We start from the raw sequence: 12439 nt of genomic DNA on the forward strand, positions 1-12439 counted from the left end.
CGGCTCGGGCGGGTTCTTCAGTCGCCTCGGGCCGTGGCTGCCGCGTGGGCGGTCGGGGTGGGGGTGAAGGAGCGGGCCGGGGGTGAGGTGTAGGCGCGGGCCAGGTCCATCAGGTGGGTTTTTTCGGCCGTGAGGGTCGTCGGGTGGTCCTGGCGGGTGAGGAGCAGGGGGGCCGCTCCGCGCGGAAACGGTTCTTCTTCCATGGCGCAGCGCGGGACGCCTGCGAGTTTCGCCCGGCGGGCCTCCTTCATGACACAGGCCAGGACCGCCGCGTCGGCCTGGGCGGGGGTGAGGCCGTGGCGCCGGACGTGGTCACGAGCCAGCGGCGTGAGCCCCGAGGGCACATAGTGGTCGAGCTCCAGCATGGCGTCCCGGATCTCGATGAGCTTGCGGTAGGCGAGCAGTCGCCGCGGGATCGGCGGCCAGAGGAGTTCGAGCAGTCTCGTGCGGCGCCCGGTCAGGACGACGTGGGGGACGGCACCCACCAGGGCGTGCCAGAGGGGCCAGAGGCGCCACACCGTGCGGGCGTCGGTCACCGCGCGGGCCAGTGCGACGAAGGTCGGGACGAGGATGGCCGTCGCGCGCAGCACCGCGTGCAGGTTGATCATGAGCGGGAGGTACGGCCAGACCCATTCCACGTCGAGGACGAGCCGCAGCAGCCGTCCGGTCCAGAAAAGCCCGGCGAACGCGGTGCCCGCGGCGAAGAGCCAGAGGGCCGTCGCCAGCAGCCGGTCGTCGGTGCGCAGCCCGTACCAGCAACAGACGATCAGGCACACCGTGTTGGCCACCATGTGCGTCCCGATCAGCGTCAGCCAGTAGGCGAAGGACGGCGCCGGGCCGCCGGCCGCGATCACCGAGTGGGCGGGATGCGCCGGGGCGGTGAGGTCGAGGACCGTCAGGACGACCATCACCGTGCCGGTGGCGCCGAAGAGTCCGGCCCGTAGTCGTCTGCTCCCGACGGGGGCCGAGACGAAGAACAGGACGGCGCCCGCCGAGACGACGCCAGTGAGGTTCCGCACCAGGTCGACGGCGTGGCCGGTGCCGGTCAGATCCCGTGCCGTCCCGGTGACGACGGGCAGGTCGAGGACCATCGCCACGCCCGCCGTGGCCACCGCAAGCCACAGCCCGCGCTGGTCGGCGGAGCGCAGGGACGGCGCCGCGCGGAGGAGCGCGGCGAGACAGATACAGAGGCAGCCGGGGTACGCGAGCCAGGTGCCGAACCCGGTCAGATACGAGCTCAGCACCCCGGGTGCTCGACCCCGAGGGCCGCGCTCAGGCTGGCGAGCGGGCCTTCTGGTTCGCGGCGCGGCGGCTGGTCCGCCCCGGTGCGCAGGAGGCTCGCGAGCAGTTCGGCCTCGCGCTCCTGGAGGGTGGTGTAGTTGGTCCGCCCGAAGAGGCGTCCGATCAGCCGCGGATCGAGGTCCGGCAGGACCGCGCGCAGGGCGGCGTCCTCGGCCGGCTTGCCTGCCGCCGGACGGTGGTCGAAGAGCATGTGGCCGAACTCGTGGAGCACGATGTGTTCCTGGTGGAGCGCGGAGGTGTGCTGCTCGTAGAAGATGTGGTCGTCCGCGGCGGTCGCCAGCCAGACGCCGCAGGTACCGGCGGACGCGGCTTCGAGCGGTAACGGGTGGAGGTGCAGCGGCCGCCCCCGCTGCTCCGCGACGTGGTCGCGGAAGCTCGCGATGGAGAACGGCGCGGGAAGCCGCACCTGTTCGGCGAGCTTCCGGCAGCGCCGATGCAGGGTGAGGGATCGCAGCACCTACCGCTCCTCGTTCTCGGGTAACAGGGCGTCCTCCACCGCCTGGCCGTCGTCTCCGCGTCTGCTCCGGCGCCGCCGCCCGCCGCCCTGGGGGTCGACCTCGGGGAGGTTCTGCACCTTCCGCGTCTCGTTCACGATGGTCAGCAGGGAGTCGAGACTCGCGGGCGAGAGCCCCGAGGCACGCATCGCCAGGCTGCGCACCTTGGCGTCCCTCAGGGCGGTGGCGAGCGCCAGCTGGGCCTGCACCCGCTGCGACACCTCCTCGTTGAGGAAGTACTCCGGCGGCACCCCGAAGAACTGGGCGAGGACGTCGAGCTGTTCGAGCGTGATGTTGCGCTTCTTGCCCGTGGCGAGTTCCCACAGGTACGTCCCCGAGATGGAGCCGCCCGTCGCCGCGCTGATCTCCCTGGCGAGGCGGGCGTATCCGGGCCGCTGCTGCTCGTCGGGGTAGACCGCGTGGATCAGTTCGGTGAGCCGCTGGTCGAACTTCCGCAGCAGCGGCCGCACTCCGTCGTCGTGCGCCGGTTCCTCCGTCATGCGAACCATCCCTCCCGAAGACCCCGCAGAGGGCTCGGACCATGTGTATCTCCGTCCGCAGGAGCGGACAAGAACGATTCAGGACACGTGCCGGGGCGGACGAGGCTGTCCACGTCAGCGGACACGTTGACGCCTGATCATGCGCTGGCTTAGCGTCACATTTCGGCTACGGTCGCCGACGAGGCGTCGCCCATCCCTCGAAAGGATCGCGAACGCATGGTGCAGCCGCGTGACACGCAGGACCGGTGGGTGCACCGGTCGAGCGCCGACCGCCGACGGGTCGCGGTGGCCCCGCGGAGAACCGGCTCCGCCGGCGTCGCGGCCGACGCCGCCGTGCCCCGTACGGCTCCGGAGCCAGCCGTCGTGCACTGACCCGGCGCCGCCTTCCGGCCCCGTTTCCCCGTTTCCCCGTTGCCCTCCCCCCAATCCCACCCCCACACCCTCACCCCCCACCCCTCACTCGTGATCCCCGCGCGCTCCCCCGCGGTGGTTCCCCTCCCCCGCGCCGCCGCCCCGCCTTCGCGCGCCGCTCCGTCGCGCCCGCGCCGGCGGAGCCGTACCACCTTTCCTGTCATCGATGACGTGCGTTCCTGGAGGCATTGATGTCCACGATTTCGGATCTACGACAGGCGTCGACCTTCGACATCGACATCCACACCCTGCTGCCGGCCGACTCGCCGCGCTTCGCGCTCGACCAGGCGCACGTACGGGCGCTCGCGGAGAGCGAGACCGAGTTCCCCCCGATCCTGGTGCACCGGGCGACCCTGCGGGTCATCGACGGCATGCACCGGGTGCGGGCCGCGAAGCTGCGCAACAGGGACACCATCGGCGCGCGCTGGTTCGAGGGCGACGAGCAGGCGGCCTTCCTGCTCGCCGTGGAGTCCAACACGCGGCACGGGCTCCCGCTCTCCAGCGACGAGCGGAAACAGGCGGCGCTGCGGATATTACGTACCCACCCCCACTGGTCCGACCGCAGCATCGCCGAGCGGACCGGCTGGAGCGCCACCGGCGTCGGCGCCCTGCGCCGGGACATCGCCGACCCGGACGCGCGGCCGGAGGCGCGGGTGGGGCGGGACGGCCGGGTCCGCCCGTCCACCACGGCCGAGGGCCGCCGGGTGGCGGCCGAGGTGATCCGGCGGAATCCGGACGCCTCTCTGCGGGAGATCGCCCGGCAGGCCGGGATCTCCGTGGGCACCGCCCGCGACGTGCGCCACCGGCTGGCCGAGGGGCGGCCGGCGGTTCCCGACGGTCGCCGTGCCGACGCTCCCCCCGCCGATCCCGTCGCCGCGCCGCCGGGGCCGGGGCCGGACGAGGACCGTACGGGGCGAGGGGGCGCGCCCGACCTCGCCCGCCGCATCACCCTCTTCGACGGGCTCCGCAACGATCCCTCGCTCCGGCTCAGCGAGAGCGGACGGCTGGTCCTGCAGCGCCTGCACGCGCAGCTGCGGACCACCGAGGAGTGGAAGCGCCTCGCCCCGACCATCCCCCTGCACGGCCGGAGCGCGGTGGCCGACATCCTGTCCGCCTGCGCGGACGACCTCAAGGGGATGGCCAGGGAACTGCGGTGCGTCGAGGACTCCCTGACCGACCACGCCGCGTCCGGAAGCGAGCGGCGGCCGGACGCGGGCCCGGCCTGATCCCCTACCGCCGCCCCGCCGTAGCGGCGGCGCCCGCTCCCCCCAAGGCGGCGGCCGCCACCCGGTGGGCCACGGCGGTGACGACCAGGCGGCGGCCGACCCGCCATCGGCCGTGGAGGGTGTGGAGTGGTCGCCCCTCGTCGTCGTGGCCGGTGCGGAGGAGACGGGCGCGGAAGGTCTGCCGGTACGGGTCGAGGACCAGCTCGGCCTCGCGGAAGTCCAGCCAGGTCCCGGTCAGCGGGAACCACGCCTTGTACACCGACTCCTTGGCGCTGAAGAACAGCCGGTCCCAGTGGAGCGCGGGCAGGGCCCGGGACAGTTCGGTCAGGTGGGCCCGCTCGGTGGGTGACGCGATCCGCCGGAGCAGGCCCGGCGGCAGCGGTGCGTGGGGTTCGGCGTCGATGCCGAGGGCGGCGACGTCGATCCTGCGGGACACAGCGGCCGCGCGGTAGCCGTCGCAGTGGGTCATCGAACCCACCACGCCCTCCGGCCAGCTCGGCGCGCCCCGCTCGCCCGGCACCATCGGCCCGGCGGGCCGGCCGAGGGAGGTCAGGGCGAGCCGTGCGCAGTGCCGTACGGTGGCGAACTCCCGGCGCCGGCGGTCCGCCGCCCGGTGCAGCACGGCCGCCTCCTCCGGGAAGATCCAGGCGTCCGGGACGTCCCCGAACTCCTCGGCGGTCAGCGCCGCTTCCGGTACGAGCCCGGTCAGGAGCGTCGGCGTCACCGCTTCGCCCCCGACGGCTTCCCGCCGCCGGCGCGGGCGGCCTGGGGGCGCGGCACCGCGGCCTCCCATTCGGCGGCCAGCTCCCGCAGGTCCGCGTCGACCATCTGGCGCGGGTACGCCCAGCGCAGCAGGGGCGCGGTCATGGCGGTGGTGACGAGGGCCATGACGACCATCAGGGAGTACAGGTCCGTGTCGAGGAGCCCCAGTTGCAGGCCGACGCCGAGGATGATGAGTTCGGTGAGACCGCGGGTGTTCATGAGGATGCCCAGTGTCGTCGCCGACCGTCCGGGCCTGCCCGCGGCCCGCGCTCCCAGGTAGGCGCCGCCGAACTTGCCGCCGACCGCCACGAGGAGGATCAGGCCGAGCTCGCCGAGTCCGTCCGCGTCGACCGTGCTCAGGTCCACCTTCAGCCCGGCGACGGTGAAGTAGGCGGGCAGCAGCATCCAGGTGACCGCCTCGAACCGGTCGGCGACCGCCGCGCGCAGCCGCTCGGTGCCCTGGCGCGGCACGATCGCGCCCGCGAGGAACGCGCCGAAGATGAAGTGCAGTCCGAACCACTCGCTCAGCGCGCCGGAGACGAGCAGCAGCACCGTGAGAACCCCGAGCGGCCCGGCCCCCGGCCCGCGCTCGCCCGCCCCCGGCCGGTCCGTGCCCTGCTCACCCCCGGCCACGCCCTGCCCGCGCCCGGCCACGCCCCGTTCTCCCCCGGCCACGCCCCGCCCGTGCCCGCCCGCACCCGTTCCGCCCGGCTCGCGGGCGGTCAGGTACCTGCCGAGGAGCGGCCGTACCACCGCGACCATGGCCACGGCGTACGGCAGGACGAGGAGCACCTGCCAGGAGCTCTGGCTGCCCGTGAAGGTGAGGACGGCCGCGAGCAGCAGCCAGGCGACGACGTCACCGGCGGCCGCGCTCGCCATGGCCAGCGCGCCGACCCGCGTGTGCTGAATGCCCCGGTCGGTGAGGATGCGGGCGAGGACCGGGAAGGCCGTGATGGACATGGCCGCGCCGAGGAACAGCACGAAGCCGAGCCGGTCGCCGACCGGGTGGGCGTTCCACAGCCACACCGCCAGCACGGCGCCGAGTCCGAACGAGCAGACGATCGATCCCACGGACACCCCGACCGCGGCGCGCTTGTTCCCGCGCAGCAGCCGGTGGTCGAGTTCGAGGCCGACGAGGAACATGAACAGCGCGACGCCGAGGTTTCCCAGGGTGCTGAGCATTGGCCGGACGTCCGTGGGGAAAACGGCGTCCGAGAGGGCGCCGTGGAACAGCGTCGGACCGAGCAGGATGCCGGCGAGGATCTCGCCGAGGACGGCCGGCTGGCCGCATCGCCGTGCGAGGCGCCCGAGCACGTGCGCCAGTGCGAGGACCACCGCGAGCCCCATCATGATCATGGCTGTCTGGTGGGTCGTCATGAACACTCCTTCTCCGCGCCGGGGGTGTCCAAGTCGTTAGACACGGCGTTCCGGGCGTTGCTATGTTGAGAGGTATGTCGAGTCCTGAGGCGGAAAGAAGCGAGCCACCGGTGATCCGGTGGCTGATCGCGTAACCCTCTGACGACCCTGCTTCCCCCGGCCTCTGCCGCCGAGCAGCGCGTCGCGCATTCGCCACGGATCAACCGCATCGCGGGATCACGTCCGGATCTCTCCGGGACGTCTCCCACGCCACGCACGGCCTTTCGTCCTGCGTCGCGTCTCCCCTTTCTGCGATGTAGTTGGAGCTTTTTCATGCCATTCGCCATCTACGTTCTCGGGCTGGCCGTATTCGCCCAGGGAACGTCGGAATTCATGCTGTCCGGGCTCGTGGAGGACATGGCCGCCGATTTCGGCGTGTCCCTCCAGGCCGTCGGCTCACTCACCTCGGCCTTCGCGGTCGGAATGATCATCGGCGCACCGCTGGTCGCGATGCTGAGCCTGCGCTGGCCGCGCCGCCGGGCGCTGCTCGCGTTCCTCATCACGTTCCTCCTCGCGCACGTCGTCGGCGCTCTCACCAACAGCTTCGAAGTCCTCTTCGTCACGCGGGTGATCGCCGCACTGGCCAACGCGGGCTTCCTCGCCGTCGGCCTCGCCACCGCGGCGAGCATGGCCGGGCCGCAGGCGAAGGGCCGGGCGACGTCGATCCTGCTCAGCGGCGTCACCCTCGCCTGCATCGCCGGTGTCCCGCTCGGCGCCGTCCTCAGCGAGGTCTGGGGCTGGCGCTCGGCGTTCTGGGGGGTCGCGATCATCTCCGCCCCCGCGGTCTTCGCGGTGCTGTGGTCCGTGCCGGCGACGCCCGTCGACCCCTCGGCTCCCAGCGTCCGCCACGAACTGCGGGCGCTCCGCACGCCCAAGGTGGGCGTGACGCTGCTGCTCGGGGCGCTGGTCAACGGCGCGACGTTCTGCTCGTTCACGTACCTCGCGCCGGTCATCACCAACGTGACGGAGCTGAGCTCCGGTTGGGTGCCGGCCACGCTCGCGCTGTTCGGCATTGGTTCCTTCGTCGGGGTCAACGTCGGCGGCCGGCTCGCGGACACCCGTCCCGGCCAGGTCCTCGCGGTCGGTGGTGCGGCCCTCCTCGCCGGCTGGCTGGTGTTCGCCCTCACGGCCGGGAACCCGGTCGTGGCGCTCGTCCTCGTCTTCGTCCAGGGCGCGCTGTCGTTCGGCGTGGGCTCCACGCTGATCGCGCAGGCCCTCTACACGGCGTCGGACGCCCCCACGCTCGCCGGTGGCTTCGCCACCGCCGCGCTGAACGTCGGCGCCGCCGCCGGGCCCGCCCTGGGCGGTCTCGCCCTGGGCGCCGAGTTCGGTTACCGCTCGCCGCTGGTGGTGAGCGCCGTGCTCGTCGCGACCGCGCTCGTCCTGGCGGGCGTGGCCCGGGCCGCCGGTGTCACCGGCGCCAAGGCCGACGCCGCCGCCACGGAGAACCCGCCCACCGGGCGTCCGGTGGAGGCCCGTTCCTGACTGTCCGTACGGTCGGTCCTTCCCGTCCGTCCCGTCTCCGGTGGCCCGTCCCCCTCGTGGGGGCGGGCCACCGGCCGTCCGGGGTGGACGGCACGGGAGCCGGTCAGAGCAGGGAGAGGAAATGGGTGACCATGTCCGCCGACTGCTCGGGGTTCAGCCGGGGGTCGCAGGTGGACCGGTAGTCCGTGAACCGCGGCGGCCGGTCGAGCTCCGACACGCATTCGGTGACCGGGTCCGGGGTGAGCTCCAGGTGGAGGCCCGCGGGCCACTGCCCGTGCTCCCGGAGCGTCCGTACGAAGGCGGCGGTCTCGGCGCGCATCGGCTCGATCAGCCGGGTCTTGTGACCGGCCAGTTTCAGCCCGTTGCCGTGCATCGGGTCGCAGAGCCAGACGACCGGTGCGCCGTGCCGGGCGACCGCACGGACGACCGGCGGCAGGAGCTCGTCCACCTCCTTGGCGCCGAAGCGCACGATGAACGTCAGCCGTCCCGGTACGCCCTCCGGGTTCAGCGACCGGCTCAGGGCGACCGCGTCCTCCGGCGACACCGTCGGCCCCAGCTTGACGCCTACGGGGTTGTGTACGGCCTGGGCGAGGGCGACGTGGGCGCCGTCCTCCCGGCGGGTGCGCTCGCCGATCCAGCCGAAATGCGCGGAACCGCTGTACGTACCGTGGGCGCCCTCGCGCACCAGCGGCCGCTCGTACGGCAGCAGCAGCAACTCGTGCGAGGTGTAGACCCGTTCCAGGACGGGCCGGCCCGACCAGGAGCGCCGGATCTCGTCGAGGACGATCTGCGAGCAGGTGTACGCGGTGAGGAGCCTGCGGGGTTCCGGGGTCCTGGCGGCCGGTTCGAACTCGGGCTCGTTGACGGCGTCGCCGCAGTAGCTGGGCATCTTCCGGCCCGCGCCCGACTCCTCGGTCTCGAACGGCGAGGAGCGCGGCTTCCCGTACTGGCCGGCGATCCGGCCGAGGGCCACCGCGGGCAGCCCGCTGCCGGCCCGCATGATCGCGGCGAGGCCCTGGAGGTTGTCGACCTTGCGCCGGACCAGGTCGGGCACGGCCTCGTGGAAGCGTTCGGCGCAGTCGCCGCCCTGGACGAGGAGCGCCGCGCCGCGGGCGACCAGCGCCATCCCGTTCATCAGGTCGACGACCTCGTCCTCGGGGGTGAGGACGGGCAGTCCGGCCAGCTCCCGCTCCACCGTGTCGACGGCGTCCGGGTCGGGCCAGTAGGGCTGTTGTGCCGCCGTCCGCCCGGTCAGGGCCGCGAGCGTCGTGGTCGCGTGCATCGTGGTCTCCTCCGCCCTCGTCGGAACACCGCCGGCGGGGCTGTGGTGGGGGTCGTACGGAGTGGTCCGGACCGGCGGGGTCACCGCCGGTCCTCGGCCGTCAGGCTCTCCCGGCTCATCACCAGGTCCTCGACGCGGCACATCTCCGTGATGATCACGTCGTAGAGGTTCACCAGGAACGATTCGTCGAGGCCGTGGTCGGCGGCGTAGCGGGCGGCCCTGTCCTTGACCAGGCTGACCCGGCCGGGCTGCATCATCGGGACGCCGTGCCGGGACTTGTACCGCGCGATGCGGACACCGAGGTCGATGCGGCGCCGCACCGTGTCCAGAAGCGTCCCGTCGAGGGCGTCGAGCTCCGCGCGCAGCCGCTGCAGCTCGTTCTGCTCGGTCATCGGTCCTTCTCGCCTTCGTCGTCGGTGCGGTGGAGGGTGCGGAACAGCTCCTGGCAGTGGTCCTGGCCCGCCGCGAGCTCCGGTCCCATGAGCCGGCGGAGTTCCTCGAAGACGCCGTCGAGGTTCCCGGCGCCGTCGCATCCCCCGGGATGGCCGGGGTTGTCGGTGCGGTCGGGGTCGTCGGCGCGGTCCGGGTCCTCGGCGCGGTCCGGGTCGTCGCCGATCAGCGCGGCGAAGGAGCGCAGGGCCTCGGCGAGCGCCCGGCGCGCGGACGCCGCCCGGGGGTTGGACCGCTGGATGTCCCCGTACACCTCGGGGCTGCCGCCGAGCACACGGGCCAGGAGGGCGAGCAGCACCTGGTGGGGCGGCGGTGCCGTCGCCGCCAGGGCCCGGACGTCGACGCCGAGGCGGGCGAGGGCGAGCCCGAAGGAGAGGATCACGGCGTGCGTCAGGGCCTGGGTCGCCGCCGTCGTCCGGTCGTGCTCCTCCGCCGTGAGCCGTACGGGCCTGCCGCCGCCGCCCTCGACGAGCCGCAGCAGGGCCGTGACGCCCGGCCCGTCCCTGGTGACCACGGCGGCCACGGGCCGGCCGGTCATGCCGGCGGCGGGGGCGAACATCGGGTTGAGGCCCACGTGCTGGACGCCGGGGGCGTGGGCCGCGAGCTCCGCGGCCATGCCCGTCCGGACGGACAGGGTGTCGGCGAGCAGCGCGCCCGGTCGCATGAGCCGGGTCACGGGCGCCACGGCCTTGAGGGCCACGTCCTCGTGTACGGCGAGCAGGACGAGGTCCGCGTCCCGGAGGGCGGCCGCGAGCTCGGGCCCCGGCGCGGTGACGTCGCCCACCAGGCAGGCGTCCGGCCGTCCCGGCGGCGGTACGAGGTCGACGACGAGCGTGCGGCTGCCCGCCTCCCGCAGCAGCCCGGCGAACATGCCGCCCACCGCTCCGCTGCCGCCGACGACGACGCTCCGGGGGAAGCCGCTCATCGGGCGCCCGCCACTGCGCTGCCGTCGAGGGCGGTGACCATGGCGCGGGCCTTGACCACGGTCTCGGTGAACTCCTCCTCCTGGTCGGAGAGGGACACGATCGCCCCGCCGACGCCGAACTCGGCCCGGCCGTCGGCCAGCACGATGGTGCGGATGACGATGCTGAGGTCGGCGGCGCCGCTGAGGGCGAACCATCCGAGCGCCCCGGAGTAGACGCCCCGGGGGCCTTCCTCCAGGCGGTCGATGATCTCCATGGTGCGCTTCTTGGGCGCGCCGGTCATGGAGCCGCCGGGGAAGGCGGCGCGTACGCAGGCGGCGGTGCTGGTGCCGGGCCGCAGCCGTCCCCGGATGGTCGACACCAGCTGGTGCACGGGCGCGTAGGTCTCCACCTCGAAGAGCCGGGGCACGTGGACGGAGCCGATCGCGCAGACGCTGTTGAGGTCGTTGCGGACCAGGTCGACGATCATCAGGTTCTCGGCCCGGTCCTTCTCCCGGCCGGCCAGGTCGGCGCGGAGCCGCTCGTCCTCCTCCGCGGTGCCGCCCCGGGGGCGGGTCCCCTTGATGGGCTTGGACTCGACGCCGCCGTCGGCGCCGATCGTGAGGAACCGCTCGGGCGAGGCGCTGAGCACCGACAGCTCGGGGAACTCGAGCAGGGCGCCGTACGGGACGGGGCTGATGGCGCGCAGCGCGGAGTAGAGCGGCAGGGCCGTCGCCTCGGTCGGCGCGGTGACCATGTTGGTCAGGCAGATCTCGTACGACTCGCCGTTGCGGATCTCCTTGAGGCACTCGTCGATGCGCTTGAGGTAGGCGTCCTTGTCGTGGCGTGCGCGGGCCAGGGGGCCGAAGCCGGCCGCCGCCTCGGGGACCCCGAAGACCATGGCGGGGGTCGGCTCGGCCGGGACGCGGACGGCCAGGCCGGTGAGGGTCTCGGCCGTCTCCCGCAGCCAGGCGCGGGCGCCGTCGTCGTGGCCCCGGCGGTCGAGGGCCAGCAGGTAGCAGCAGCCTTCCTGGTGGTCGAGGGCGATGGCGCGGTCGGCGAAGAGGAACGCGGCGTCGGGGTGCGGGGACCGGTGCGCGGGGTCGCCGGTGGTCTCCGCCTTCAGCTCGTAGCCGAGGTAGCCGACGTAGCCGAGGTTGAACTCGAAGGGCAGGTCGGGGGCGACGGGGACCCGCCGGCGTTCGAGCTGCTCCTCCAGGTAGCTGAAGAAGGGTCGCCGCGTCCGGGTCGTGGTGCCGTCGGAGCCGCGGACGGAGACGACGCCGTCGGCGACGCGGTAGGTGAGGTACTCGGCGAGCGGGCCGCGGTCGTCGCCGAGGAAGGAGAAGCGCGAGGCGCCTTCGAGGACGGAGCTGCTGTCCAGCCAGAACGTGGCGCCCTCGCCGGGCAGGCAGCCGCGGCGTACCTCTTCGGCGTCCGGCAGCACGTCGACGCGGCGCACGTGGAGTTCGTACGGGGAGTCGGCCGCGTCGCGACGTGCCCGGTGGTGGGCGAGGGCGAGGTCGCGGAAGTTGGCCATGATCTCCCGGCCGAAGTCGCTGCCGATGGACTCCGGGTGGAACTGGACGCCCCACAGCGGCTTCTCGCGGTGCCGCAGGCCCATGACGACGCCGTCGTCGCTCCAGGCGAGGGGTTCGAGCTCGTCGGGGAGGTCGGTGGCGGCCAGGGAGTGGTAGCGCACGGCGGTGAACGGCGAGGGGAGGCCCCGGAAGACGTCCTCGCCGGTGTGCCGCACCTCGGAGACCCGGCCGTGCATGGGTTCCGGGGCGAGGCCGACGGTTCCGCCGAAGAGCTGGGCGATGCCCTGGTGGCCGAGGCAGACGCCGAGGACGGGCAGGCCGCTGTCGGTGATCGCCCGGCGGCTGATCCCGAAGTCCCGTTCCCGGTCGGGGCTGCCGGGGCCCGGGGACACGACGATCGCGTCGAAGTCCTCGAGGGGCAGCCGCGACCAGTCGGCGTCGTTGGGCACGACGACGGGGGGCTGCCCGGTGGCCTCGCCGATGTACTGGAACAGGTTGTGGGTGAACGAGTCGTAGTTGTCGATCAGAAGCGTGCGCATGATGGGGCACCTTGTCTCGAAGGGCTCGCCGGAGGGCGCGGGGGCGGCGGCGGGCCACGGGGACGGGCCGGAGGGGCCGTGCCGGAGGGGCCGGGGGCCGGGGGCGGCGGATCGCCGCGCCCCGGCCGC

The 12439-nt window shown here is 73.5% G+C and carries 12 protein-coding genes; 3 read left to right on the forward strand and 9 right to left on the reverse strand.

Annotated features, from left to right (window positions below; genetic code table 11):
• Positions 1-17 precede the first annotated feature (17 nt).
• Genes DEJ43_RS04440 through DEJ43_RS04450 form a run of 3 tightly spaced genes read right to left on the reverse strand, consistent with a single transcriptional unit; the run spans position 18 to position 2296 of the window.
• Positions 18-1244: an MAB_1171c family putative transporter gene (locus DEJ43_RS04440; RefSeq protein ID WP_015032115.1), complete on the reverse strand. Its 1227-nt coding sequence runs from the start codon at positions 1242-1244 to the stop codon at positions 18-20.
• Positions 1238-1759 carry a zinc metalloprotease gene (locus DEJ43_RS04445; protein ID WP_015032116.1) on the reverse strand — a complete coding sequence of 174 codons (522 nt, stop codon included), beginning with the start codon at positions 1757-1759 and terminating at the stop codon, positions 1238-1240. The genes DEJ43_RS04440 and DEJ43_RS04445 overlap by 7 nt, the downstream gene beginning before the upstream one ends.
• Positions 1760-2296, reverse strand: coding sequence for a hypothetical protein (locus DEJ43_RS04450; RefSeq protein WP_015032117.1), 537 nt, complete (start codon positions 2294-2296; stop codon positions 1760-1762). It lies immediately after the preceding gene.
• 216 nt (positions 2297-2512) lie between these two features.
• Here DEJ43_RS04450 and DEJ43_RS37305 point away from each other — a divergent pair, with 216 nt between their 5' ends.
• Positions 2513-2668 carry a hypothetical protein gene (locus DEJ43_RS37305; protein WP_158506248.1) on the forward strand — a complete coding sequence of 52 codons (156 nt, stop codon included), beginning with the start codon at positions 2513-2515 and terminating at the stop codon, positions 2666-2668.
• Positions 2669-2898: 230 nt separating this feature from the next.
• Positions 2899-3933, forward strand: a complete 1035-nt coding sequence (locus DEJ43_RS04455) for a ParB/RepB/Spo0J family partition protein (RefSeq protein ID WP_015032119.1) — start codon at positions 2899-2901, stop codon at positions 3931-3933.
• Positions 3934-3937: 4 nt separating this feature from the next.
• Here the strand turns inward: DEJ43_RS04455 and DEJ43_RS04460 are convergent, their stop codons facing one another.
• Both DEJ43_RS04460 and DEJ43_RS04465 read right to left on the reverse strand, forming a co-directional pair.
• Positions 3938-4657 (reverse strand): 4'-phosphopantetheinyl transferase family protein, encoded by a 720-nt coding sequence (locus DEJ43_RS04460; RefSeq protein WP_015032120.1) that lies wholly within the window; start codon positions 4655-4657, stop codon positions 3938-3940.
• The gene (locus DEJ43_RS04465; RefSeq protein ID WP_015032121.1) at positions 4654-6072 is read right to left on the reverse strand and encodes a cation:proton antiporter; all 1419 of its coding nucleotides are present in this window, start codon (positions 6070-6072) and stop codon (positions 4654-4656) included. Before DEJ43_RS04465 ends, DEJ43_RS04460 begins: the two co-directional genes overlap by 4 nt.
• 312 nt (positions 6073-6384) lie before the next feature.
• On the opposite strand from DEJ43_RS04465, the gene DEJ43_RS04470 reads away from it, so the two are divergent.
• Positions 6385-7596 (forward strand): Cmx/CmrA family chloramphenicol efflux MFS transporter, encoded by a 1212-nt coding sequence (locus DEJ43_RS04470; RefSeq protein ID WP_015032122.1) that lies wholly within the window; start codon positions 6385-6387, stop codon positions 7594-7596.
• 103 nt (positions 7597-7699) lie between these two features.
• Here the strand turns inward: DEJ43_RS04470 and DEJ43_RS04475 are convergent, their stop codons facing one another.
• The 4 genes from DEJ43_RS04475 to pabB form a co-directional block, all read right to left on the reverse strand.
• Positions 7700-8878 carry a 3-deoxy-7-phosphoheptulonate synthase gene (locus DEJ43_RS04475; protein ID WP_041663644.1) on the reverse strand — a complete coding sequence of 393 codons (1179 nt, stop codon included), beginning with the start codon at positions 8876-8878 and terminating at the stop codon, positions 7700-7702.
• Between the two features lie 80 nt (positions 8879-8958).
• The gene (gene cmlD / locus DEJ43_RS04480; protein ID WP_015032124.1) at positions 8959-9270 is read right to left on the reverse strand and encodes a 4-amino-4-deoxychorismate mutase CmlD; all 312 of its coding nucleotides are present in this window, start codon (positions 9268-9270) and stop codon (positions 8959-8961) included.
• Positions 9267-10253: a 4-amino-4-deoxyprephenate dehydrogenase CmlC gene (gene cmlC / locus DEJ43_RS04485; protein WP_015032125.1), complete on the reverse strand. Its 987-nt coding sequence runs from the start codon at positions 10251-10253 to the stop codon at positions 9267-9269. Before cmlC ends, cmlD begins: the two co-directional genes overlap by 4 nt.
• Positions 10250-12310, reverse strand: coding sequence for an aminodeoxychorismate synthase component I (pabB, locus tag DEJ43_RS04490; protein WP_015032126.1), 2061 nt, complete (start codon positions 12308-12310; stop codon positions 10250-10252). Before pabB ends, cmlC begins: the two co-directional genes overlap by 4 nt.
• Between the last annotated feature and the right edge of the window lie 129 nt (positions 12311-12439).

The organism is Streptomyces venezuelae ATCC 10712 (assembly GCF_008639165.1).
GTDB lineage: Bacteria > Actinomycetota > Actinomycetes > Streptomycetales > Streptomycetaceae > Streptomyces > Streptomyces venezuelae.